At 69.5% G+C, this 22,327-nt stretch carries 22 protein-coding genes; 13 read left to right on the forward strand and 9 right to left on the reverse strand.

Translation table 11 applies throughout. The features are described from left to right. Positions 1-48: 48 nt before the first annotated feature. Together SREC43747_RS0111165 and mdo are read right to left on the reverse strand one after the other, a co-directional pair. The gene (locus SREC43747_RS0111165; RefSeq protein ID WP_029721331.1) at positions 49-1,266 is read right to left on the reverse strand and encodes an AAA family ATPase; all 1,218 of its coding nucleotides are present in this window, start codon (positions 1,264-1,266) and stop codon (positions 49-51) included. Positions 1,267-1,348: 82 nt separating this feature from the next. After that, positions 1,349-2,641, reverse strand: coding sequence for an NDMA-dependent methanol dehydrogenase (mdo, locus tag SREC43747_RS0111170; protein ID WP_029721332.1), 1,293 nt, complete (start codon positions 2,639-2,641; stop codon positions 1,349-1,351). Positions 2,642-3,001: 360 nt separating this feature from the next. Between mdo and mftA the strand changes: the two genes are divergently transcribed. The 7 genes from mftA to mftD all read left to right on the forward strand — a co-directional run bounded on the left by mftA (position 3,002) and on the right by mftD (position 8,864). Continuing rightward, positions 3,002-3,127 carry a mycofactocin precursor MftA gene (gene mftA / locus SREC43747_RS20595; RefSeq protein WP_081722536.1) on the forward strand — a complete coding sequence of 42 codons (126 nt, stop codon included), beginning with the start codon at positions 3,002-3,004 and terminating at the stop codon, positions 3,125-3,127. Between the two features lie 12 nt (positions 3,128-3,139). Further along, on the forward strand, positions 3,140-3,427 hold the full coding sequence (mftB, locus tag SREC43747_RS0111180) for a mycofactocin biosynthesis chaperone MftB (protein WP_029721333.1): 288 nt from the start codon (positions 3,140-3,142) through the stop codon (positions 3,425-3,427). Between the two features lie 16 nt (positions 3,428-3,443). Next, entirely contained in the window at positions 3,444-4,655 is a 1,212-nt protein-coding gene (gene mftC, locus SREC43747_RS0111185) for a mycofactocin radical SAM maturase (protein ID WP_037331799.1), read from the forward strand. A gap of 63 nt (positions 4,656-4,718) precedes the next feature. Then, the gene (mftE, locus tag SREC43747_RS0111190; protein ID WP_029721335.1) at positions 4,719-5,444 is read left to right on the forward strand and encodes a mycofactocin biosynthesis peptidyl-dipeptidase MftE; all 726 of its coding nucleotides are present in this window, start codon (positions 4,719-4,721) and stop codon (positions 5,442-5,444) included. Next, positions 5,441-6,226: a mycofactocin-coupled SDR family oxidoreductase gene (locus SREC43747_RS0111195; protein WP_029721336.1), complete on the forward strand. Its 786-nt coding sequence runs from the start codon at positions 5,441-5,443 to the stop codon at positions 6,224-6,226. The genes mftE and SREC43747_RS0111195 overlap by 4 nt, the downstream gene beginning before the upstream one ends. Further along, the gene (gene mftF / locus SREC43747_RS0111200) at positions 6,223-7,803 is read left to right on the forward strand and encodes a mycofactocin biosynthesis glycosyltransferase MftF (RefSeq protein ID WP_081722537.1); all 1,581 of its coding nucleotides are present in this window, start codon (positions 6,223-6,225) and stop codon (positions 7,801-7,803) included. The genes SREC43747_RS0111195 and mftF overlap by 4 nt, the downstream gene beginning before the upstream one ends. Further along, the gene (gene mftD / locus SREC43747_RS0111205) at positions 7,698-8,864 is read left to right on the forward strand and encodes a pre-mycofactocin synthase MftD (protein ID WP_029721338.1); all 1,167 of its coding nucleotides are present in this window, start codon (positions 7,698-7,700) and stop codon (positions 8,862-8,864) included. Before mftF ends, mftD begins: the two co-directional genes overlap by 106 nt. A 511-nt stretch (positions 8,865-9,375) precedes the next feature. Here mftD and SREC43747_RS0111210 read toward each other — a convergent pair. Beyond that, positions 9,376-9,756, reverse strand: a complete 381-nt coding sequence (locus SREC43747_RS0111210; RefSeq protein ID WP_029721339.1) for a DUF779 domain-containing protein — start codon at positions 9,754-9,756, stop codon at positions 9,376-9,378. 8 nt (positions 9,757-9,764) lie between these two features. Next, positions 9,765-11,288: an aldehyde dehydrogenase gene (adh, locus tag SREC43747_RS0111215; protein ID WP_029721340.1), complete on the reverse strand. Its 1,524-nt coding sequence runs from the start codon at positions 11,286-11,288 to the stop codon at positions 9,765-9,767. A gap of 194 nt (positions 11,289-11,482) precedes the next feature. On the opposite strand from adh, the gene SREC43747_RS0111220 reads away from it, so the two are divergent. The 6 genes from SREC43747_RS0111220 to SREC43747_RS0111245 all read left to right on the forward strand — a co-directional run bounded on the left by SREC43747_RS0111220 (position 11,483) and on the right by SREC43747_RS0111245 (position 18,737). Continuing rightward, positions 11,483-12,628, forward strand: coding sequence for an ATP-NAD kinase family protein (locus tag SREC43747_RS0111220; protein ID WP_051387955.1), 1,146 nt, complete (start codon positions 11,483-11,485; stop codon positions 12,626-12,628). Next, positions 12,625-13,620, forward strand: a complete 996-nt coding sequence (locus SREC43747_RS0111225; protein ID WP_037331801.1) for a thiamine pyrophosphate-dependent dehydrogenase E1 component subunit alpha — start codon at positions 12,625-12,627, stop codon at positions 13,618-13,620. The genes SREC43747_RS0111220 and SREC43747_RS0111225 overlap by 4 nt, the downstream gene beginning before the upstream one ends. A 15-nt stretch (positions 13,621-13,635) precedes the next feature. Then, the gene (locus tag SREC43747_RS0111230; RefSeq protein ID WP_029721343.1) at positions 13,636-14,649 is read left to right on the forward strand and encodes an alpha-ketoacid dehydrogenase subunit beta; all 1,014 of its coding nucleotides are present in this window, start codon (positions 13,636-13,638) and stop codon (positions 14,647-14,649) included. 2 nt (positions 14,650-14,651) lie between these two features. Beyond that, the gene (locus SREC43747_RS0111235) at positions 14,652-15,767 is read left to right on the forward strand and encodes an acetoin dehydrogenase dihydrolipoyllysine-residue acetyltransferase subunit (RefSeq protein WP_029721344.1); all 1,116 of its coding nucleotides are present in this window, start codon (positions 14,652-14,654) and stop codon (positions 15,765-15,767) included. A 115-nt stretch (positions 15,768-15,882) separates the two neighbouring features. Next, positions 15,883-17,367 carry a GAF domain-containing protein gene (locus SREC43747_RS0111240; protein WP_029721345.1) on the forward strand — a complete coding sequence of 495 codons (1,485 nt, stop codon included), beginning with the start codon at positions 15,883-15,885 and terminating at the stop codon, positions 17,365-17,367. A gap of 161 nt (positions 17,368-17,528) precedes the next feature. After that, entirely contained in the window at positions 17,529-18,737 is a 1,209-nt protein-coding gene (locus SREC43747_RS0111245; RefSeq protein WP_029721346.1) for a helix-turn-helix domain-containing protein, read from the forward strand. Positions 18,738-18,739: 2 nt separating this feature from the next. On the opposite strand, the gene SREC43747_RS21700 is transcribed toward SREC43747_RS0111245, so the two are convergent. The 5 genes from SREC43747_RS21700 to SREC43747_RS0111270 form a co-directional block, all read right to left on the reverse strand. After that, complete coding sequence (locus tag SREC43747_RS21700; protein WP_236623145.1) at positions 18,740-19,306, reverse strand: MFS transporter; 567 nt, start codon at positions 19,304-19,306, stop codon at positions 18,740-18,742. After that, entirely contained in the window at positions 19,201-20,109 is a 909-nt protein-coding gene (locus tag SREC43747_RS21705; RefSeq protein ID WP_201768681.1) for an MFS transporter, read from the reverse strand. Before SREC43747_RS21705 ends, SREC43747_RS21700 begins: the two co-directional genes overlap by 106 nt. A gap of 368 nt (positions 20,110-20,477) precedes the next feature. Further along, a complete protein-coding gene (locus SREC43747_RS0111260; protein WP_236623143.1) occupies positions 20,478-21,083 on the reverse strand; it encodes a flavoprotein in 606 nt (201 codons plus the stop codon). A 287-nt stretch (positions 21,084-21,370) separates the two neighbouring features. Further along, positions 21,371-21,838, reverse strand: a complete 468-nt coding sequence (locus SREC43747_RS0111265) for a hypothetical protein (protein ID WP_152528392.1) — start codon at positions 21,836-21,838, stop codon at positions 21,371-21,373. Between the two features lie 43 nt (positions 21,839-21,881). After that, on the reverse strand, positions 21,882-22,316 hold the full coding sequence (locus SREC43747_RS0111270; protein WP_029721349.1) for a hypothetical protein: 435 nt from the start codon (positions 22,314-22,316) through the stop codon (positions 21,882-21,884). Positions 22,317-22,327 lie beyond the last annotated feature (11 nt).

Consider the following 22,327-nt stretch of genomic DNA (forward strand, 5'->3'; position numbering starts at 1 on the left):
CTTCCTGCCAGTTGTCCGCGAAGTTCCCGCAGCACCGCCCTGGCCGCGTCACCGGCGACGCCGGATGGCCGCGGTGAACGCGCGCTGGCCCTGGCTTCCGGACTGCTGCGACCGGGAACGCGCATCGCTTCCGGGCGCCCCGTAGTAGTTCTCGTCGAAACGCCCCGGCAGGTCCTTGGCGGCCCGCACCTCGCGCCCGTCGACCTCCTCCTCGTCGTGGGAATGCGCATGCCCGTGGCCGTGACCATGCCCATGACCATGACCGTGTCCATGTCCGTGTCCGTGCAGGTGTTCGGGCACTTCCCGGTCCGGGTCCACCAGCTGTGGGATGAGGTCGAGCACTTGCCGCAGGTCCCGCTCGTACTTCACCACCACGTTGACCGTCTCCGACAGCAGCTCGGCAGTGAGCTCCTCGGCCCCGAGCACGGCCAGCGTGCGCGCCCAATCGATGGTTTCGGAAATGCTGGGGGCCTTGCGCAGTTTGAGCTCCCGCAGCTCCCGAACCACCGTCACCAGCTGCCGGGCCAACGCCTCCGGCAGCCCGGTGCTCTTGGCGCGGACGATCTCCAGTTCCCGCTCGTGATCCGGGTAGTCCAGGAACAGGTGCAGGCACCTGCGCTTGAGCGCGGCGGACAGGTCGCGGGTGTTGTTCGACGTCAACACCACGTAGGGCGGGGTCGCGGCCGCGTAGGTGCCGACCTCCGGGATGGAGACCTGGAACTCGGCCAAGCACTCCAGCAGCACCGCCTCCAGCGCCTCGTCGGCCCGGTCGACCTCGTCGATGAGCAGCACGGCGGGCTGTTCCCCGCGGATCGCCTCCAGCAGCGGTCGGGGGGCGAGGAAGCGGTCGGAGAAGAACACGCTGTCCTGGTCGCCGATGCGCTCCACCGCCGTGGCCAGGTCCGGCGCGTCCGCGATGATCTCGCTGATCTTGTCCCGCAGCATCTGCGTGTAGAGCAGCTGCTTGCCGTAGTCCCAGTCGTAGAGGGCCTTGCTCTCGTCCTGCCCCTCGTAGCACTGCAACCGCAGCAAGCGCCGGCCGGTCACCTCGGCCAGCTTCTTCGCCAGTTCGGTCTTGCCGACACCGGCTGGTCCTTCCAGCAGCAGCGGCTTGCCGAGCCTGGACTGCAGGAAGACGGTGGTCGCCAAGCGGCGGTCCGCGATGTAACCGCACTCGGCGAACCTGGTGGTCACCTCTTCCACCGATTCGAAAGGCGCGTCGTCGGCACTGGTCGCGGCCTGCGATCCCGAGGACGGATTGGGCACGAGTACCTCCCGGTGCTTGGAACGAGCGACGAGGGGCCGTGGCGCCCGGATCCCGCCGCGGCACCACGCCCCTCCGCGGAAATCAGCTGATCAAGTCGTCGAGATCGCCGGTCATGCAGTGCTCGACCACCGGCCGCACTGTGTCGAACGTGCTCTCCTTCGGGTTCCCCGGAGTGCACGCGTCACCCAGCACGTGCTTGGTGATGCGGTCGACGTCTTCGGCGTCGCCCCTGATCTCCTTCGCGCGCTCGTAGAACTTGGTCGGCCCTTGCCCGAGGCGGTTCTTCGAGTAGGTGTCGGAACGCACGTCGACGAACCGCTCCGGGATGCCGACGTCGCGCAGCAGCCGCACCGCCGCGGCCAGCGCCGCGTCCGCGGCCTGCACCGTGGTCATGCCGTGCGTGTCGACGCCCATGGCCTCCGCGATGTCGGCGAAGCGCTTGTAGGCCACCGGCATGTTGAACGCCCACACCCGGGGCAGCGCGATGGCGTTGTTCAACCCGTGGTGGGTGTCGTAGAACGCGCTGACCGCGTGCGAGATCGAGTGGATGAGCCCCAGGCCCCCGGAGTTGAACGCCTGCGCGGCGATGTACTGGGCGTACATCATGCCCTCCCGCCCAGGCAGGTCCTGCCCGTTCCACACCGCCTGGCGCAGGTGCTGCGCGGTCAGCTTGATCGCGTGCAACGCGTTGCCGAGCGAGGGCTGGAAGTTCAGGCGCGACACGTACGGCTCGGAAGCGTGGGCCAGCACGTCGAAACCGCACTGCGCGGTGTAATCGATCGGGCAGTCGTAGTACAGCACCGGGTCGTCGATCGCCAGGGTCGTCACGCACGTGTCGTCGAAAGCGACGTACTTGTGCGGGTTGTCGGGATCGGTGGTGGTGTCGGTGATGACGTAGGCCCAGGAGGTCTCGGAACCGGTTCCCGCGGTCGTGGACACCGCGATGTGCGGCGGGTTCTTCGGGTTCTCCGACTTGTTGAACCCCTCGAACTCGTTGATGTTGCGCCCGTCGTGGGCGACCGAGATCCGCGCGCCCTTGCAGGCGTCGTGCGAGGAACCCCCTCCGATGGAGACGAAGGAATCGCAGGAGTTCTCCTGGTAGAGCTGAACCGCGTCCATGACGTTGTAGTCCTTGGGGTTGGACTCGACCTTGTCGTACACCACGACCTCGAGCCCGTGGTACTTCATGGACTCCACGATCTTGTGCACGATGTCGGTGCCGCGCAGCCCCGAAGTCATCACCAGCGTCTTGCGGAAGCCCAGCTTCTTGGCCTCCGGACCGATCAGCTCGTGCGCTCCCGGCCCCATCAAAGCCCGGGGGAAGGGATGGAATTCCTTGATGGGGAACGGTCTGAGCAGCTCCTCGACCTTCATCTCGCCGTCCTTTCCACACGCAGCGTTGCACTGGCCACGGCTCTCGCCCGGGAGGTGAGCACCACCGCTCCCGGTTGAGCCGTGAAAGTAGTGCGCCACGTCACGCCTCGAGAACCCTGCGAAGCCCAAGACTCGCCCTCCGGAAGCACGATCAGAACGAACGGCGGGGAGCGGACCTGTTCGATCGGACAGGGGGCAGACCTCCCCCGGCGAACGTCAGCTGCTCGCACCTGTTCGAACGGACAGGTGCGGATGACCCGCTCGCACGGCGAAGCGCGAATTCCCCCGCCATAGCGTGTTTTTTGCCGCTGGCGCCGGTGGCGCCGCGGCGATCAGAACCCGCACCGAAGGAGGGGAACGATGGAGGATTCCGCCACCAACACCACCGACCTCGCCGTGACCGGCACCGAACCGGAATCCCCCGACGTGGTCGAGGAATTCCTGGTCGAAGAGGTCTCCATCGACGGCATGTGCGGCGTCTACTGAGGACGGTGAGCGATGGGTAGCCCGGCCTTCCGGCCCGATCTTCCGTACCGGAAAAACCCGCAGGTAGCGCTACGGCCCGAACCCTTCGGCGCGCTCGCCTACCACTTCGGGAACCGGCGGTTGTCGTTCCTGAAGAGCCGCCAGCTCGTCGAGGTCGTCGAACACCTCGACGACCACAGCTCGATCGACGAGGCGCTCACCGCCTGCCAGGTGGCCGAACAGCAACGGCCGGGCTACCTGCGCGCCCTGGCCTCGCTCGCGGAGGCCGACATGATCGTTCGCCGGCAACCGACTTCGTGAAGGGCGGAAAGGCGCCATGACCATCACCGCGCAGCCACCGAACCAGCAGCCGGTCCCGCCCTTGGTCGAGCAGTTCAAGCACGGCCTGGACGCCCCGATCTGCCTGACCTGGGAATGGACCTACGCCTGCAACCTCACCTGCGAGCACTGCTTGTCGTCCTCGGGCCGCCGCGACCCGGACGAGCTGACCACCGGGGAGATCAAAGCGGTCCTCGACGAGCTGTCCCGCATGCAGGTCTTCTACATCAACGTGGGTGGCGGCGAACCCACCGTCCGCCCCGACTTCTGGGAACTCCTCGACCACGCCATCTCCCGCAACATAGGCGTCAAGTTCTCCACCAACGGCATCCGGATCACTCCGGAACGGGCCCGCCGGCTCGCCGCCACCGACTACGTCGACGTCCAGATCTCCCTGGACGGGGCCACAGCAGAGGTGAACGACGCGATCCGCGGCCCCGGCTCCTACCGCACGGCGCTGCGGGCCATGGACAACCTGGCCGCCGCCGGCATGCGCGGCTTCAAGATCTCGGTGGTCATGACCCGCCAGAACGTGGACCAGCTGGACGAGTTCAAGAAGATCGCCGACTCCTACGACGCCCAGCTGCGGATCACCCGACTGCGCCCCTCCGGTCGAGGCGCGGACGTGTGGGACGAGCTGCACCCCACCGCCGAACAGCAGCGGCAGATCTACCGCTGGCTGCTCGACCACGGGGAGAACGTGCTGACCGGCGACTCCTTCTTCCACCTCAACGCCCTCGGCGAAGGCGCCCTGCCCGGCCTCAACCTGTGCGGCGCCGGCCGAGTGGTGTGCCTGATCGACCCGGTCGGCGACGTCTACGCCTGCCCGTTCGCCATCCACGACGCGTTCAAAGCGGGCAACGTGCGCGACGCCGGGTTCGAAGAGGTGTGGCGCAACTCCGGCCTCTTCTCCAAGCTGCGGACCACGCAGAGCAGCGGGGCCTGCACCTCCTGCTCGGCGTTCGACGCCTGCCAAGGAGGCTGCATGGCGGCGAAGTTCTTCACCGGGCTCCCCCTGGACGGGCCGGACCCCGAATGCGTCAAGGGGCACGGCCGACAACTCATGTCCACCGTGGACCCGAACGCGATTCCTCGAGCGGAGAAGGACCACTCCCGGCGCACCTCCCGCAACCGGGTGCTGCTCGGCATGCCAGCGGTGCGGACAGCACCGCGCCCGTGCGACGAGAACCCGCTCGCAGACCTCCCGTGACCAGGCGGCTCGCGCTTCGGGGACCGCTGCGGCGCGGCCCCGAAGCCGGAGAGGAACCCAGTCATGACCGGGCACCTGGCCGACCGAACATGGCCTGAACTGGAAGCACGCGAACCGCTGGTGCTGCTGCCGCTCGGCGCGTGCGAGCAGCACGGCCCCCACCTGCCGCTGGACACCGACGCCGCCATCGCGACCGCGGTCGCCGAACGCGCTCTCGCCCTGCTGCGCAGCGACACCGACGTCGTCCTGGCCCCCACTCAGAACTACAGCGCCAGCGGCGAGCACGAAGGCTTCCCCGGAACCATCTCCATCGGCCACACCGCTCTGCACCTGTTGATCGTCGAGATCGGCCGCTCGATGCTGCGCTGGGCTTCCCGGCTCGTCGTGGTCAACGGCCACGGCGGGAACCTGAACAGCTTGGCCGGCGCGGTGCGGCGGCTCCGCTCCGAAGGACGCAACGTCGCGTGGTGGCCGTGCGCGAACGGGGAACCCCACGCGCACAGCGGCCGAGCCGAAACCTCGATCGTGCACGCCCTCCGCCCCCACGCCGTGCGCGGAGCACACCTGGAGCCCGGCCCGGACGCACCGGCCGTGCTGGACCAGCTCCAGACCCTCGGTGTCAAGGCGGTGAGCCCGAACGGCGTCCTCGGCAACCCGGCGGGTGCCAACGGCGCCGAAGGCGCCGAGCTGCTGGCGAAGATGTCCACCGCCCTGGCCGCCGCCGTGCGGGGCTGGCAGGTCGACGACACGGGGCGGCTGCTGGTCGCGCCGAAGGTGGGCGCGCCATGAGCGAGCGTCGCGTGGCAGTGGTGACCGGAGCCGCGCGCGGCATCGGCGCCGCCGTAACCCGCCGCCTGGCCGCCACCGGCTGGGCGGTCGTGGCCGTGGACCGCTGCGCGGACGACCCAGCGGTGAACTACCCCCTGGCACGGCCCGAGGACTTGACCGAACTGGCCGGATCCCACTCACGCGTCGAGTCGGTGGTCGCCGACGTGCGAGACCCGAACGCCCTGGCAGCGGCCTGCGACCTGGCCCTGCAGCAGCACGGCCGGCTGGACGCCGCCGTCGCGTGCGCTGCGGTGATCCTCGGCGGCGAACCGGTGTGGGAGATCCCGGAGAGCAGCTGGCGCACCCTGCTCGACATCGACGTGACCGGGGTGCTCAACCTCGCCCGCGCCGCGGTGCCGCGCCTGCTGGCCGCCCCCGAACCGCGCAACGGCCGCTTCGTCGCGCTGGCCTCGGCAGCCGCGCACCGGGGCCTGTGGCGGCTGGGCGGCTACTGCGCCGCCAAGCACGCCGTGCTGGGGCTCGTCCGCGGCCTCGCCTGCGACCTGCAGGGAACCGGGGTGAGCGCGGTCGCGGTGTCCCCCGGTTCGACCCGCACCGACATGCTGCGCGCCACCGCCGAACTGTACGGGCTGGACGACGAAGAAGAACTCGGCCAGCACCAGCTCGTGCGCCGAGCGCTCGAACCCGACGAAGTCGCCGCCGCCGTGGCCTGGGTGTGCTCCCCGGAATCCACGGCGGTGACCGGTTCGGTCGTGCACGCGGACGGGGGGTTCGGGGCATGACCGCGGAACACCCGGTGGCCGCGGTACCCCGCCCACCGCGCAGCACCGACCTGCCCGACGGGTTCACCGTCCAGCTCGCCGCCGACGTGCACCGCTCGCGCAACGGGCGACTGCTGTACGGGGGAAGCCCGCCCCGGCTGCTGCGGCTCAACGAACGGACCGCCCGGCTGCTCGACGCCGGGCAGTTCACCGCATCGGACCCGGCCACCCGGGCGGTGGCCCGCAAACTGCTCGACGCCGGCGTCGTCCACCCCCGCCCGCCCGCGGTGCGCGCGCACCAGACCAGCATCGTCATCCCGGTCCGGGACCGCGCCGACATGCTCGAACGGCTGCTCACCGCCCTGCGCTCCGACGCGGACACCGCCGACCTGCCGGTGCTGGTGGTCGACGACGGGTCCCGCGACCCCACCCGGATCGCCGCCGCGGCCCGCCGGCACGGCGCCCGCGTCCTCCGGCACGAGCACAACCTCGGCCCGGCCGTGGCGCGCAACACCGGGCTGCGGCACAGCTGCACCCGGTTCGTCGCCTTCATCGACTCCGACGTCGTGCCCTGCCCGGGGTGGCTGCCGACGCTGCTGGGGAACTTCCTCGACCCGGCCGTGGGGCTCGCCGCCCCACGAGTGGTGCCGCTGCACCGGGAGAACCGGAACTGGCTGGACGCGTTCGAAGAAACCCGCTCCCCGCTGGACATGGGGCCCCGGGAGGGGCCCGTCGCCCCGCTCACCCAGCTGTCGTACGTCCCCTCCACCACCATCGTCGTGCGCCGGGAAGCCGTCCCGTGGTTCGCAGTCGACATGCGAGTCGGCGAAGACGTGGACCTGTGCATGCGCATGCACCGGGCCGGCTGGCGCCTCCGCTACGTCCCCACCGCCCGCGTGGCCCACGAGCACCGCACCGACCTGCTCAGCTGGGTCGGCCAGCGCGCCTTCTACGGGACGAGCGCCGCCCCGCTCTCCCTCCGGCACCCCGGTCAAGTGCCTCCCCTGCACACCGCCTGGTGGTCCTCGGCCGCCACGATCCTGCTGCTCAACCGCAGAACAGCGCCGCTCGCGGTGGCGTTGACCGCTTCCGCAGCCGTCCGACTGGCCAAGCGCATGCCCGACGCCGACACCCCCGCCCGCGCGGGGGCGCTGCTGGCCCTCGGCAGCCTGCACGCCACCGCGCAGCAACTGGCCCGCGCCGCGACGCGCCACTACTGGCCGCTCAGCGCTGCAGCAGCGCTGACCAGCCGGCGGGCGCGCAGACTCCTCGCCGCCGCAGCGCTCGTGGAAGGCCTGCTGGACCACCGGAACAGCAGCAGTCCCCTCCCGCCGTTGGCGCACGTGCTCGTGCGGCGCCTGGACGACCTGGCCTACGGGGCCGGGCTCTGGTGGGGCGCGATCCGCAACCGCACCCTCGCGCCCCTGCTGCCCCGGATCGAACGGGTTTTCCGCTCACGCAACCATCGACGACCACCGATGGAGGAACCGAAGTGTCGGAATGGTTCGAGACAGTCGCCGAAGCCCACCGGCGCGCCAAGAAACGCCTGCCCAAAACCGTCTACAAAGCACTCGTCGCGGGCAGCGAACGAGGCTTGACCCTGGACGACAACATCAAGGCTTTCGGCGAAATCGGCTTCGTCCCCCACATCGCCGATCTGCCCGCGAAGCGGGACCAGGCGACGACCGTGCTCGGCCAGGAGATCTCCCTGCCGGTCATCGTCTCGCCCACGGGCGTGCAAGCGGTGCACCCGGACGGGGAAGTCGCGGTCGCGCGAGGAGCAGCGGAGGCCGACACCGCGATCGGGCTCAGCTCGTTCGCCAGCAAACCGATAGAAGACGTGGTGGCGGCCAACCCGAAGACGTTCTTCCAGATCTACTGGTCCGGCAACCGGGACCGCATCCTCGCCCGCCTGGAGCGAGCCCGCAACGCGGGTGCCAAAGGTCTGATCGTCACCCTGGACTGGTCCTTCGCCACCAGTCGGGACTGGGGCAGTCCGCCCATCCCGGAGAAGATGAACCTGCGGACCATGCTGCGCTTCGCCCCTGAAGGCCTCAGCCACCCGCGCTGGCTGTGGGGCTTCCTCCGGCACGGGCTCCCCGATCTGACCACCCCGAACGCCTTCCCGCCCGGGGAACCAGCACCGCCCTTCTTCGGCGCCTACGGCGAGTGGATGCAAACACCCCCGCCCACTTGGGAAGACCTGGCGTGGCTGCGCGAGCAGTGGGACGGCCCGTACGCCATCAAGGGCATCACGCGACCCGACGACGCGCGCCGCGCGGTCGACATCGGGGCCACCGCCATCTCGGTGTCCAACCACGGCGGCAACAACCTGGACTCCACCCCCGCCACCATCCGATTGCTGCCCGCGATCGCCGAAGCCGTCGGTGACCAGGTGGAAGTCCTCCTCGACGGGGGCGTGCGCCGCGGCAGCGACGTCGTCAAAGCACTCGCCCTGGGAGCCAAAGCGGTCATGATCGGCCGCGCCTACCTGTGGGGACTGGCCGCCAACGGGCAGGCCGGGGTGCGGAACGTCTTCGACATCCTGCGCAGCGGCATCGACTCCGCGCTGCTGGGGTTGGGCAAGTCCTCGATCCACGAGCTCGCCCGCGAAGACCTCATCATCCCGGAAGGTTTCTTCCGCACCACCCGCTCCTGACCCGGCACGCCCCAGCGCACCGGAAGCGCCTTCCGCCCAGGAACGGCGGGGCGCTTCCCGTTGAAGGGGAGATGAACGGGGGTCGGGCTCCTCGCCCACCTCCCGGGTGGTGCCGAGCGCCCAGACCGAGCACGCAGTCGCAGCGGGTTGCCCACCGGTCACGGCTGAGCGCAGCGGACCGCGCGAACCGCCGGCAGCCCGTGGCGACTCCACTCCTCCCGCGGTCTTCTCCCCGCCCAGTGCAGCGGGCGCACCAGCGCGACCACCGCGGTCCGGCGAAAGCACCGCGCCTCAGGCTCAGAACGAGCCCGCCCCGCGCAACTCCGCCCAGAGCACGGAGGATTCACCTCGAGAACCGCTCGTGCGCGCTATCGCGGTGCAGCCCCAGCACCGAGCGCACCGCTGCCCGCGACCGCCGATCGGCGACAGACTTCCCACCGCGCAAGCGGGAACCGCGCACCACCGGTGGCGGTGCGCGGTTCCCGTCCAGGAGAAGTCCTCAGCGGACTGCTCAGGCGAGCCCGAAAGCTTCGAGCTCCTCGTCGGTGAGCAGGCGGGAGCGCAGCAGGAAACGCACCCCTTCCGGGGCTTCCAAGGAGAACCCGCTGCCCCGGCCCCGCACCACGTCGATGGTGAGGTGGGTGTGCTTCCAGTACTCGAACTGGGCCGCGGACATCCACACCGGAACCGGCTCCGGAACCCCGTCCACCTCGAGGTCACCGAGGTGGACGTCCGAAGCCCCGGTGCGGAATTCGCCCGCCGGGTAGCACATCGGGGCGCTGCCGTCGCAGCACCCGCCGGACTGGTGGAACATGAGCGGGCCGTGCTGGCCGCGCAGGCGGCGGATCAGCTCCGCCGCCTGCGGGGTGACGGCCACCCTGCTGCAGGTCATCAGCCGCCTCAGAACAGTCCGAGCTTGTTGGTCGAGTAGCTGAACAGCAGGTTCTTGGTCTGCTGGTAGTGCTCCAGCATCATCTTGTGGGTTTCCCGCCCGATGCCGGACTGCTTGTAGCCGCCGAACGCGGCGTGCGCCGGGTAGGCGTGGTAGTTGTTCACCCACACCCGGCCGGCCTGGATGTCGCGGCCGGCGCGGTAGGCGGTGTTGGCGTCGCGCGACCACACCCCGGCACCCAAGCCGTAGAGGGTGTCGTTGGCGATCTTCATCGCGTCCGCGTAGTCGTCGAAGCGGGTCACCGACACCACCGGGCCGAAGATCTCCTCCTGGAAGATCCGCATCTTGTTGTGGCCCTCGAACACCGTGGGCTGCACGTAGTAGCCGCCGGACAGCTCACCGCCGAGGTCGGCCGGTTCACCACCGGTGAGCACCTTCGCGCCTTCCTTCCGGCCGATGTCGATGTAGGAGAGGATCTTCTCGTACTGGTCGTTGCTGGCCTGCGCGCCGATCATCGTTTCGGTGTCGAGCGGGTGGCCCTGGCGGATCGCCTTCGTGCGCTCCACGGCCTCCCCGAGGAAGTCGTCGTAGATGCCGGCTTGGATGAGCGCCCGCGACGGGCACGTGCACACCTCGCCCTGGTTGAGCGCGAACAGCGCGAACCCTTCGAGCGCCTTGTCGTAGAAGGCGTCGCGGGCCGAGGCGACGTCGTTGAAGAAGATGTTCGGGCTCTTGCCGCCCAGCTCCAGCGTGACCGGGATGATGTTCTCGCTGGCGTACTGCATGATCAGGCGACCGGTCGTGGTCTCACCGGTGAAGGCGATCTTGGCGATCCGGTTGCTGGACGCCAGCGGTTTGCCGGCCTCCACGCCGAAACCGTTGACCACGTTGACCACGCCGGGCGGCAGCAGGTCGGCGATCAGGCTCAGCAGCACGTGGATGGACGCCGGGGTCTGCTCGGCCGGTTTGAGCACCACCGCGTTGCCGGCGGCCAGTGCCGGGGCGAGCTTCCAGGTCGCCATCAGCAGCGGGAAGTTCCACGGGATGATCTGCCCGACCACGCCGAGCGGCTCGTGGAAGTGGTAGGCGACGGTGTCCCCGTCGATTTCGCTGATGCTGCCCTCCTGGGCGCGGATGGCACCGGCGAAGTAGCGGAAGTGGTCGATCGCCAAGGGGATGTCGGCGGCCAGCGTTTCCCGCACCGGCTTGCCGTTCTCCCAGCTCTCGGCCACCGCCAGCGCCTCGAGGTTCTCCTCCATGCGGTCGGCGATGCGGTTGAGCAGGCTGGCGCGCTCGGCAGCGGGGGTCTTGCCCCAGGCGGGCGCGGCCCCGTGCGCGGCGTCGAGCGCCCGTTCGACGTCCTCCGCCGTGCCGCGGGCGACCTCGGTGAAGTTCTCCCCGGTCACCGGGGTCGGGTTCTCGAAGTAGCCGCCCTTGGCCGGCGGCACGTACTCGCCGCCGATGAAGTGGTCGTAGCGTGACTCGTAGGCAACGACGCTTCCCTCAGTTCCTGGCGCTGCGTACTTCGTCATCTGCTGCCTCCTGCGCGGAAGTGGGGTTGGTGGGCGGCAGCGTGACCCACGACGCGTTGCAACCGCGTTGCACCGAGGTTGCTCCGGAGGGGTTGCAACCCTTTGCAACTCTTGCCGGCGGCCGCGCGGATGGCGTCTGCTGTTCCCAACCTGAAGTGACCTGCGTTACACGAATGGCGGGTTGGGAGGCAAGGGTGCAGCAGCACGGCTCGGGCAACGGCCAGGTCCACCGGCCGCCGGCGCCCGCACCGGGCACGCGGTGCTCGACCATCGGCGTCATCGCCAACCCGATGTCCGGCCGCGACATCCGGCGACTGGTGGCGCACGCCTCCGTGTTCCCCAACGCCGAGAAGTCGAACATGGTGCTGCGGATCGTGGCCGCCGCCGGCGCGCTCGGCGTCGACCGGGTCCTGCTGTCCACCGACCAGTTCGGCGTGGCCGGCGGGGTGCTGCGGGCCGTCCGCCAGCACCGCGCCACCGAATCCGGGCGGCTTCCCGACCTGGAGTTCTGCGAACTCGACCGCACCACCGGCACCGCCGAGGACACCCGGGCCCTGGTGCGGCGGATGCGGGCCGCCGGCGCGGAAGTGATCGTCCTGCTCGGCGGGGACGGCACCGTGCGCGCAGCGGCCAGCGAACTGGGCGACACCCCGGTGCTGCCGCTGAGCACCGGAACGAACAACGCCTTCCCCCAGATGTGGGAGGCCACTGTCGCCGGCACCGCCGCGGCCCTGGTGGCCACCGGTCTCGTCGATCCCGCGACCGTGGCGCAGCGGGCGAAACTGCTGCGGGTCACCTGCGGCGACCGGGACGAACTGGCGCTGGTGGACGTGTGCGTGTCCACGGCCGAGCACGTCGGCGCCCGCGCGGTGTGGCAGGCCAGCAGCCTGCGCGAGCTCTACTGCGCGTTCGCCGAACCCCACGCGACCGGGCTGTCCAGCATCCCCGGGCAACTGCTGCCCACCGGGCGGCACGAGCCGCGCGGGGTCGCGGTCCGGTTCGCCCCGCAGGACACCGCCCCGCGCACCGTGCTGGCCCCCATCGCCCCCGGCGCGCTCACCACCGTCGGCGTCGCCGACGCCGAACCACTACCGCTGGACCAACCCCGCAGCAGCGACGTGCCCGCCGGAACGGTCGCCCTCGACGGGGAACGCGAATTCGAGTTCGGCGCAGGCCAAACCGTGACCGTGACCCTCACCGACCAGGGCCCGCGCGTGCTGGACGTGCGGGCCGTGCTCGCCACCGCCGCCCAACGCGGACTGCTGATCCAGCCCCCGCCCGCAAGCGCCGCGCCCAACGGCTCGTGGCGCACCGCACCGCACAACGGAGGAATCCCATGACAGGAACGGTTTCCGCGAAACCGGCCGGTGCACTGGACGAAACCGGCCTGCTCACCGCCTACCGGACGATGCGGACCATCCGGGCCTTCGAAGACCGGGTGCACCAGGAGTTCGCCAAAGGCGACATCCCCGGTTTCGTGCACCTCTACGCCGGGGAAGAAGCGTCCGCCACCGGGGTGTGCATGCACCTGGACGAGCGGGACGCGATCGCCAGCACCCACCGCGGCCACGGGCACTGCATCGCCAAAGGCGTCGACGTCCGGGAGATGATGGCCGAGATCTACGGCCGGCGCACCGGGTCGTGCCGCGGCAAAGGCGGCTCGATGCACATCGCCGACCTCAGCAAGGGCATGCTGGGCGCCAACGGCATCGTCGGCGGTGGGCCGCCGCTGATCTGCGGCACCGCGCTGGCCGCCAAGATGCAGGGCACCGGCGGGGTCGGGGTCGCCTTCTTCGGTGACGGCGCCAGCAACCAGGGCACCACGTTGGAGGCGCTCAACCTCGCGTCGGTGTGGAACCTGCCGGCCGTGTTCGTCGCCGAGAACAACGGCTACGCCGAAGCCACCTCGAGCTCCTGGTCGGTGTCGGTGGACAACATCGCCGACCGGGCGGCCGGATTCGGCATGCCGGGAGTCATCGTCGACGGGTTCGACTTCTTCGCGGTGCACGAAGTGGCCGGTGAAGCCATCGAACGCGCCCGCAACGGTGGCGGACCGACCCTGATCGAAGTCAAGTTCACCCGCTACTACGGGCACTTCGAAGGCGACCAGCAAACCTACCGCAGCAACGAAGTCGCCCGCGCCAAGCAGGAATCCGACTGCCTCAAGGCGTTCCGCGCCAAGGTCACCGCCAACGGCCAGCTCACCGACGCGCAGCTGGACGAGATCGACCGCGAAGTCGACCAGCTGATCGACGAATCGGTCGCCGCGGCGCTGGCCGCGCCCGAACCGGGACGCGAAGACCTCGAAACCGACGTCTACATCTCCTACTGACCGGGAAGGTTTCCCATGGCACGCACCATCAGCTACCGCGAAGCGCTCAACGAGGCACTCGCCCAGGAGATGGAGCGCGACAGCAGCGTCATCGTGCTCGGTGAGGACAACGCGGGCGGCGCGGGAGCCCCCGGCGAACAAGACGCCTGGGGCGGTGTCCTCGGCGTCACCAAAGGCCTCTACCACCGGTTCCCGGGACGCGTCCTGGACACGCCGATCAGCGAGTCCGCGTTCATCGGGGCCGCGATCGGCGCGGCCACCCGCGGCATGCGCCCGGTCGCCGAACTGATGTTCATCGACTTCATGGGCGTGTGCTTCGACCAGATCTTCAACCAGGCGGCCAAATTCCGCTACATGTTCGGCGGCAAAGCCGTCACCCCGGTCGTCATCCGCACCATGTACGGGGCGGGGCTCAACGCCGCCGCGCAGCACTCCCAAGCCCTCTACCCGATCTTCACGCACATCCCCGGGCTGAAGGTCGTGCTGCCGTCCTCGCCGTACGAAGCCAAAGGCCTGCTGATCCAAGCGATCCGGGACGACGACCCGGTGATCTTCTGCGAGCACAAGGCGATGTACGACGAGACCGGCGACGTGCCCGAAGAGCCGTACGCCATTCCCTTCGGGGAAGCCAACATCGTGCGCGAAGGAGACGACGTCACCATCGTGGCCCTCGGGCGGATGGTCTCCTTCGCCCAACGAGCCGCCGACGAACTCGCCCGCTCCGGGGTGGAGTGCGACATCATCGACCCACGCACCACCAGCCCGCTCGACACCGACACGATCCTGGAAAGCGTCGAGAACACCGGGCGCCTCGTGGTCGTGGACGAAGCCACCCCGCGCTGCAACCTCGCCACCGACATCTCCGCGCTCGCGGCGCGGGAAGCGTTCGGCGCACTGCGCGCACCGATCGAAATGGTCACCGCACCGCACACCCCGGTGCCGTTCAGCGCCGCCCTGGAAGACCTCTACATCCCCGACCCGCAGCGCATCGTCAACGCGGTCAAGAAAGTCACGAGCTGGGAGCGCTGAGCATGACCGACGACCGGATCCGGCACGTCACCATGCCCAAGTGGGGGCTGTCGATGACCAGCGGCACGATCACCGAGTGGCTGGGGTCCATCGGCGACCCCGTCACCGACGGCACGGAACTGGCCGAAATCGACACCGACAAGATCGCCGGCACCTTGGAATCCACCGAGGAAGGACTGCTGCGCGGCATCGTCGTCCCCGCGGGGGAAGCCGCCCCCGTGGGCGCGACGATCGCGATCGTCGCCCCGGCCGAGGTGCCCGACAGCGACATCGAGGCCGCGGTCGAACAAGCCCGCGAACAGCTCGCCACCGGCGAAGTCGAAGCGGACGCAGGCCCGGTGACCAGCAAGACCGAAGTCGGGGGCCGCACCCTCTCCTACGCCACCCTCGGCGACGGTCCCGAGACCGTGGTGCTGGTGCACGGCTTCGGCGGGGACAAGAACTCCTGGCTGTTCGTCCAAGAACCGCTCGCGCAAGGCCGCACCGTGCACGCCCTGGACCTGCCCGGGCACGGCGACTCCAGCAAGGACGTGGGCGACGGCAGCCTGTCCACACTGGCCGGTTGCGTCACGGGATTCCTGGACGCGCTCGGCATCGAACGAGCCCACCTGGTCGGCCACTCGCTGGGCGGCGCGATCGTCACCGCGGCAGCCGCCGCGGCCCCGGAACGGGTGCGGTCGCTGACGCTGGTGGCACCGGCCGGCTTCGGCGCTGAAGTGAACGCCGACTACCTGCGCGGGTTCGTGTCCGCCAGCACGCGCCGGGAACTCAAACCGCACCTGCGGCAGCTGTTCGCCGACGAATCCCAGGTGACCCGGCAACTGGTGGACGACCTGCTGAAGTTCAAACGCATCGACGGGGTCCAGCAAGCCCTGCAAACCCTGCTGGGCACGCTGCTGGACGGCGACAAGCAGGCCATCGACGCCACCACCGCCCTCGCGGAGGTCACCGCGCCCACCGCGGTGGTGTGGGGCCGGCAAGACCGGGTGGTGCCGATGGTCGAACCCGAGGTGTTCGGCAACCAGGTCACCTTCCGCGTCGTCGACGACGCCGGGCACATGGTGCACATGGAAAACCCGACAGCCACCCGGGAAACCATCGAATCGGTGCTCGGCTAGCCCCCAGCAGGCAGGACAGCGCGCTGCGGCCGCAACCGCGAACGGCCGCAGCGCGCCAGCACGTCAGCAGGCGAATCCCCCCCCCGGAGGCAGGGCATTGCCCGACAACGAGTGCGTGAGCACGGAAGTCTTCGAAGACCCGATCGAATACGCGTCGGTGCTGGAACGGGTGTGGAGCGCGGTGCTCAGCGGCGACCGAGCGCCCCGCTCCCCCAGGCCCCTGATCTACGAGTCCTGGCAGCGCTCCCTGGCCGCCGACGTGGACCCGAACGACCGGCAAGCACCGGTGGTGTGGGAGCGCGACGAAGTCCACCAGCGGCGCTCCGCCCACCCGCTGGCAGCCGTGCTCCCCGTGCTGCGGGAAACCGTGCTCAGCGTGGCCGACGAAGCCAAGCACGTCATGATCGTGACCGACCAGGACGGTCTGGTGCTGTGGCTGGAGGGCAACACCGGCGTCGCCCGCCGAGCCGAACAGGTGCGCCTGGCCGAAGGCACCCGGTGGTCGGAAGACGCCATCGGCACCAACGCGATGGGCACCACCCTGGCCGTCGGCAAACCCGTGCAGATCCACTCCGCCGAACACCTGGTGCGCACCTACCACGACTGGACGTGCGCGGCCAGCCCCATCCACGACCCGGACACCGGACGCGTGCTGGGCGCGGTGGACATCAGCGGACCGCTGCGCACCATGCACCCGGCGATGGTCGCCCTGGTGAGCGCGGCAGCGCAGCTGGCCGAAAGCCACCTGCGGGCCCGGATGGCCGTCCGGGACGAGCAGCTGCGCGCCCGCAACATGCCGCACCTGCGCGGTTTGCGCGGAGAAGCAGGAGCACTGCTCGCCCCCACGGGGCGGGTGCTGGCGGTCGAACCCGGCGACGGCCTGGCGCTGCCGGAACGGGTGGACGTCACCCCCGCGCACGGGCGCGTGGTGCTCGCCGACGGTCGAGAAGCGACCCTGGAACCCCTCGCCGAGGGATACCTCCTGCGGCTCGGCCGCCCCACCAGCAGCCGCGCCCGACGCCCCTCGCTCTCCCTGTCCTTCCTCGACACCCACGGGCCCCGGGCGGTGCTCGACGGCCGGAACATCGCGTTGAGCCTGCGGCACGCGGAAATCCTCGCCCTGCTGGCCCTGCACCCCACCGGGCTCACCGCCGACCAGCTGGCCTGCCAACTCCACGGCGACCATGGCAACCCGGTGACCGCCCGGGCCGAGATCCACCGCCTGCGCGCCCACCTCGGGGAACGCGTGATCGCCACCCGGCCCTACCGGTTGACCGCCGAAGTGTGCGCCGACTTCCTCGACGTGCGCCGGGCCCTGGACAACGGGGACATCAAGACCGCGGCGCAAGCCCACCGGGGGCCGCTGCTGCCCGCTTCGGAAGCCCCGGCGATCCGCGACGAACGCGAAGAGCTCCTCGCCCGCCTCCGCAGCGCGGCCCTGGGCGGTGGGGACGTCGAAGCGCTGTGGCTGCTCTCCCAACGCGGCCTGGACGACGACCTGGAAGTGCTCGGCCAGCTCGCGCACCGGCTACCGGCCAGCGACCCGCGCCGGCACGCCGTGACCGCGCGCATGCAGCGGGTGCTCGCCGAAGAGGACTGACCCGCTCACCCCCGCCGCGAGGCGCGGGAACTGAGCAGCGGGAACCGGCGCCACACGCCGGAACAGCTCTTGCATTCTCCCGCGGCCACAGCTTTCCTGTCTCCTGTGACCCGGGCAACAAGTCCTGGTTGAACCGGTTCCCCGACCCAGGAGGGGCTGGCATGCGCACTCAGGACCTCGCGACCGCCATGGCGCCGCAAGCGCATCCACGGCAGCTCGCCCGCGCCCGCGAAGCAGTGCTGGCCGGCCAGCGGCCGCCCACCATGCCGCGTCCGGTGATCGCGAAATCCTGGCAGCGCGTCCGCGAGCAGGGCGTCGACCCCGACTGCGGTTCCGCCAACCACCCCGTGCCCGCCGGCGAAGTCCACCAGCGCCGCCTGCGGTGCGGACTGTCCGGGGAAGCGCTGCAGGAACTGCGGGGTGGGCTGGTGCCCGCCGCGGAACGAGCCGGGCACATCGTCGTCATCGTGGACGCCGACGGCCGCGTCCTGTGGCGGGAAGGGCACCTCCGCGCGATGCGCAACGCCGACCAGCTCGGTTTCATCGAAGGCGCGTCGTGGCGCGAAACCGAGGTCGGCACCAACGCGATCGGCACCGCGCTCGTCGAAGAAGCCCCGGTGCAAGTCCACTCGTGCGAGCACTACGTGCGCTCCCACCACCCGTGGACGTGCGCGGCCGCGCCCCTGCACGACCCCCGCGACGGGAGGCTCCTCGGCGCGGTCGACGTCAGCGGGCCGGCCGACACCGTGCACCCCAGCACCCTGGCCCTGGTCCACGCGGTCGCCGGCCTGGCCAAAGCACGCCTGTGGGAGCAGCACCGCGCCCACCTGGACCGGCTGCGCGCCGTCGGCACCCCCATGCTCGCCAAGCTGAACGGGCAAGCGCTGGTGATCGACCACACCGGGTGGGTCGCCGCCTCCACCGGGCTCCCCCCGATCGACCGGGTGGCCCTGCCGGCCGACCTCGACCAGCCCCGCATCTGGCTGCCCGCGTTCGGGACCTGCCTGGTCGAGCCGCTGCCCGGCGGGATGCTGCTGCGCCTGTGCGGTGACGTTCCCACCACCAGCACCCGGGTGGTCCTCGACCTCCGGCGACCCGGCCGCCCGACCCTGACCGTGCACCGGGAGTCGGCCAGCTGGACCCACCGCCTCAGCCGGCGCCACGCCGACATCCTGCGCACCCTGGCCGAGAACCCCGCCGGGTGCACCGCGGCCGACCTCGCCGGCCACCTCTTCCAGGACCGCAGCCGCACGATCACGGTGCGGGCGGAGATGTCCCGGCTCCGCAAGAAGTTCGGCGACCTGCTCGACCACCGCCCCTACCGCTTCCTCACCGGGCTCGAGGTGAACGTGCTGCGACCGCAGCAGTGAAATCACGGCCTGCCCGTCGACCGCGCCGCGAAGGGATCCGGCGCGGGTTCTTCCGGCCCGCGAGCGCTCTTCACCAACAGCGCAGCCGCGCCGGCGAAGGCGAGCGGAACGGCCAAGCTGAGGAAGTAGCCCGCGACACCGAGCGCGTCGAGCAGGAACCCGCCGGACGCGGACCCCAGGATCGACCCCACCCGGCCGAGACCGATCCCCCAGCCGGTCGCGGTGGCCCGCAACTGCGCGGGATAAGCGTTCGCGATCAGGTAGTTCAACGCGAGCTGCTGGCCACCCACCCCGAAACCGGCCAGGGCGAGCAGCGCGAACACCAGGGGAAAACTGGTTCCGGCCAAGCTCAGGCCGACCGACAACGCCACCCCGCAGCCGAACATGGCCAGCAGCAGGTTGCGCGGGTCCGCCCTGGACAGCAGCAGGGAGAGCGGAATTGCGAAGACGATGAACGCGCCGTTCACCGCCACCGTGCCCAGGGCAGCTGCCGATTCCGCAAGCCCCAGCTCGGCCAGCGCGGTCGGAATCCACAGCAACAGCAGGTACCAGGCGATCCAGTTGAGCAAGTAGATGCTGAACACCGCGATCGTGACGGTGCGGAAGCGACGCTGGAGAAGAGCGGTGACCGAGCCCGCTTGGTCGCGGCCCCAGCGACTTCGAACTCGGCGTCCTCCGCCGTTTCCACGGCGAAGTAGCAGCGCACCAACCGCCTCACCTGGCGCCGCGCGGCACCAGTTCCCCTGGTCACCAGCAGGGACGGCGACTCCGGCAGGGCCACCAGGCAGAACGCCGCGAACAGCAGGGGCAGCAGCCCGCCGATCAAGAAGATCCCCCGCCACCCCACAGCCGGCAGCCACGCGGCAGCGACCAAGCCACCGAGCAACGCTCCCCCGGGCAAGCCGAGCAGCACCAGCGCCATCGCGATTCCCCGGTACTTGCTGGCGCTGTACTCCGCGGTCAGCGCCAGCAGCGCAGGAGTGGCTCCTCCCATGCCGATGCCGATCAGGAAGCGCAGCACGACGATCTGCTCCGGTGTTCGGGCCGCGCTGCCCAGCAGCGAGAAAAGCCCGAAGCACACCAGGGCCACCAGGACCACGACGCGGCGGCCGAACCGGTCGCTGAGCGATCCCAGCACCATCGCCCCCAGGCACATGCCGGCGGTGCTCGCCGTGATGACCAGCGTCATGTCGGCCGCGGCGAGACCGAATTCCCCGGCCACGGCTGGTCCGATGAAAGCGATCGACTGGGTGTCGAACCCGTCCAGCAGGGCGATCAGGAAGCAGATCCCCACCACTCCCCAGCGGCGCGGCCCCATGCGGGTGCTGTCGACCATTTGGCCGAGGTCGTGCGTGGTGGCGCTGGTGGGCACGGTGCCTCCTCCGGGGAGCTGGGGCTGCACCGGGCGCGCATCCCCAGCTCAAGATGCCCGCTGAACCCGGCGAAGTGAATTACTTGTTTCGTATTGATCCAGACGCTGGAGATGTGCAATCCACCGGAAGATCACGATGAACGGGATTCGCCCGAGCTGACGCTCGCCACGACCGACCGGGACGTGGTGGCAACAACCGCCTGGAACTCACAGATGCGCTTGCGCAACGGTGGATGATGGGAGCTTTTCTCTCGGTGAGCGCAGAAAAGTTCCCTTCAAGACGATTTGCGTCGAGCACCATTCATCGTGGTACCTGGAGCGGCAGCCCCGACGCGGTGAGCACAACGGGAAGCAGACCGACCACTTTGCTAGTCCACATTGGAGAAACGACTCCAGGCAGGAGTGTTGTGGCACTCGTGCAACGCGGAAACCACCGCTTCCCAATCGAAAGCGACGTGCCCGTCAGAACCTCTGGTGGTGATGCTGGACGGAACGAGGAATTCCACTCCGCACGACGCCAAACGTTCCACATTGGTCTTGTATACCGGGTGTTGCCGGAAAACGCTGTTGACGCACGGCGCGAAGACCATGGGAACTCCGAAGCACAGCATTTCGTTGAGCATCCTGGCCGCGAGCGTGTCGCTGATACCGGACGCCACTTTGTTCAGGGTGTTGAACGTCAACGGCGCGGCGAGCACCGCATCGGCCCGCGGCAGCGGCTTCACCTCACCAGGAGCGCCCTGCTCCACCAGCACCGGGTTGCCGGAGAGCTTCTCCAATTCGCCGGCCTTGACCCAACTCGCCGCTGTCGGCGTGAGCACGACATGGACCTGCCAGCCCTCCTGCCGCAATCGGGTCACTGGATCGGTCAGCTCACGAACCGGCGGAGCAGCGCACCCCACCACGTAAGCGACCTGCTCCTCAGCAGCGGCAGCAGTCCCGTCCAGCCGGCAGCCAGGCACACCGATGCTCACGCCTCACCACTTCCCGTCCATACAGCGTGATCATTTTGTACCTCAGACGCCACTGATCGCTACGGTCCACCTCCGGTCGGCACCATTCGTGCAGCTACAAGCCCCCCGGAGCGGGCGGTAGACCTGCTCGGCACTTCCCCACCAACCGCACCGAATTCGAAAACCCAACAGATCAGTCACTCATCGTGATCGAATTCGGCCACATCATCACCGAGCGCTGTTCCCCGAAATCGATTTGCAATGAAAAATGCCCCGGGGCATCCGCCCCGGGGCGAAAAACCAGCGGCTCACTGCGGTTGCTTCTGCCGCGAATTGGTGAGGACCAGAGCGGCGAACGGGGCGACCCCCACGATCACCACGCCCACGGTGAAGGGCCTGCTGCTGACCGCCTTGTAAATGGTGTAGTGCGTGCCTGTGTACACCGAGGCGTTCACGTTGCACCTGATGGTCGCGGCTCCGGAGAACCACGGCTCGAGCTCAGCTCCCCGGAAGACCCAGCGGCGACTGTGCCCCCACAGGTTGATGGAACGCTCTTCACCGTTGTCCGGGGTGACGACGCAGTTGGGGTAGCGCTGCTCACCAGAATTCCGACTGCTGAGGATCAGCGGTTCACCGTTCCACCGGTACGGAGCGGGACGCCCCGTCACCGGTGAGTTCTCCGGAGACTCGTAGCCCAGGCTCGGGGCAGTGAACATGACCGCCGCGGTGACGAGCGCGAAGGCTCCCACCACGACGACGAGCCAGCCTACCGCCAACGTCCTCAGTGTTTTGCGGCTCATAAGCAATCAATCACCATTCTCAACGCTGGAGCATGGAGTCCGGCGGGTAGTCGTCATCGTCGTCGAACCCTTGCGGGGCGCGGTGCGGGTCGGCATCGATGATGTCGTCGAGCGAGTGCCCTTCGTCGATCAGGTCCTTCGCCCGCTGCATGTCGGAGACCACGAGCGCGAAGGCGTTCTTGACACCCTCATCGCGCAACGCCCGCCCGTTGGCGATGTCGTCCCAGCTCAACTCCCCGGCGTCGATGCGCTCCTGCAGAGCCCTGATCTCCGGCGGAGCTTTGCCCTCGCGCACCAGTTGTTCGATCTGCTGGATCTGCTCCTGCGACAAACTGGTGTCCGGAAGGGATGCGCTGAACTGGTCCGCTTCTGCGATCGCTTCGTCTGCCTTCAGCAGCGCCTCTTCCAGGGCTTCCTCAGCTGCCCTGATCTCCGGCGTCTTCCAACTCTCCATCGTCTCACCCT

The organism is Saccharopolyspora rectivirgula DSM 43747, assembly GCF_000497205.1.
Taxonomy (GTDB): Bacteria; Actinomycetota; Actinomycetes; order Mycobacteriales; family Pseudonocardiaceae; genus Saccharopolyspora; species Saccharopolyspora rectivirgula.

Coding starts and splice junctions, on each gene's coding strand:
- SREC43747_RS0111225 (WP_037331801.1), top strand. CDS start 12,625: ATGACAGGAACGGTTTCCGCGAAACCGGCCGGTGCACTGGACGAAACC.
- SREC43747_RS0111270 (WP_029721349.1), bottom strand. CDS start 22,316: ATGGAGAGTTGGAAGACGCCGGAGATCAGGGCAGCTGAGGAAGCCCTG.
- SREC43747_RS0111210 (WP_029721339.1), bottom strand. CDS start 9,756: ATGACCTGCAGCAGGGTGGCCGTCACCCCGCAGGCGGCGGAGCTGATC.
- adh (WP_029721340.1), bottom strand. CDS start 11,288: ATGACGAAGTACGCAGCGCCAGGAACTGAGGGAAGCGTCGTTGCCTAC.
- SREC43747_RS0111245 (WP_029721346.1), top strand. CDS start 17,529: ATGCGCACTCAGGACCTCGCGACCGCCATGGCGCCGCAAGCGCATCCA.
- SREC43747_RS0111230 (WP_029721343.1), top strand. CDS start 13,636: ATGGCACGCACCATCAGCTACCGCGAAGCGCTCAACGAGGCACTCGCC.
- mdo (WP_029721332.1), bottom strand. CDS start 2,641: ATGAAGGTCGAGGAGCTGCTCAGACCGTTCCCCATCAAGGAATTCCAT.
- mftA (WP_081722536.1), top strand. CDS start 3,002: ATGGAGGATTCCGCCACCAACACCACCGACCTCGCCGTGACCGGCACC.
- mftF (WP_081722537.1), top strand. CDS start 6,223: ATGACCGCGGAACACCCGGTGGCCGCGGTACCCCGCCCACCGCGCAGC.
- mftB (WP_029721333.1), top strand. CDS start 3,140: ATGGGTAGCCCGGCCTTCCGGCCCGATCTTCCGTACCGGAAAAACCCG.
- mftC (WP_037331799.1), top strand. CDS start 3,444: ATGACCATCACCGCGCAGCCACCGAACCAGCAGCCGGTCCCGCCCTTG.
- mftE (WP_029721335.1), top strand. CDS start 4,719: ATGACCGGGCACCTGGCCGACCGAACATGGCCTGAACTGGAAGCACGC.
- SREC43747_RS0111235 (WP_029721344.1), top strand. CDS start 14,652: ATGACCGACGACCGGATCCGGCACGTCACCATGCCCAAGTGGGGGCTG.
- SREC43747_RS0111195 (WP_029721336.1), top strand. CDS start 5,441: ATGAGCGAGCGTCGCGTGGCAGTGGTGACCGGAGCCGCGCGCGGCATC.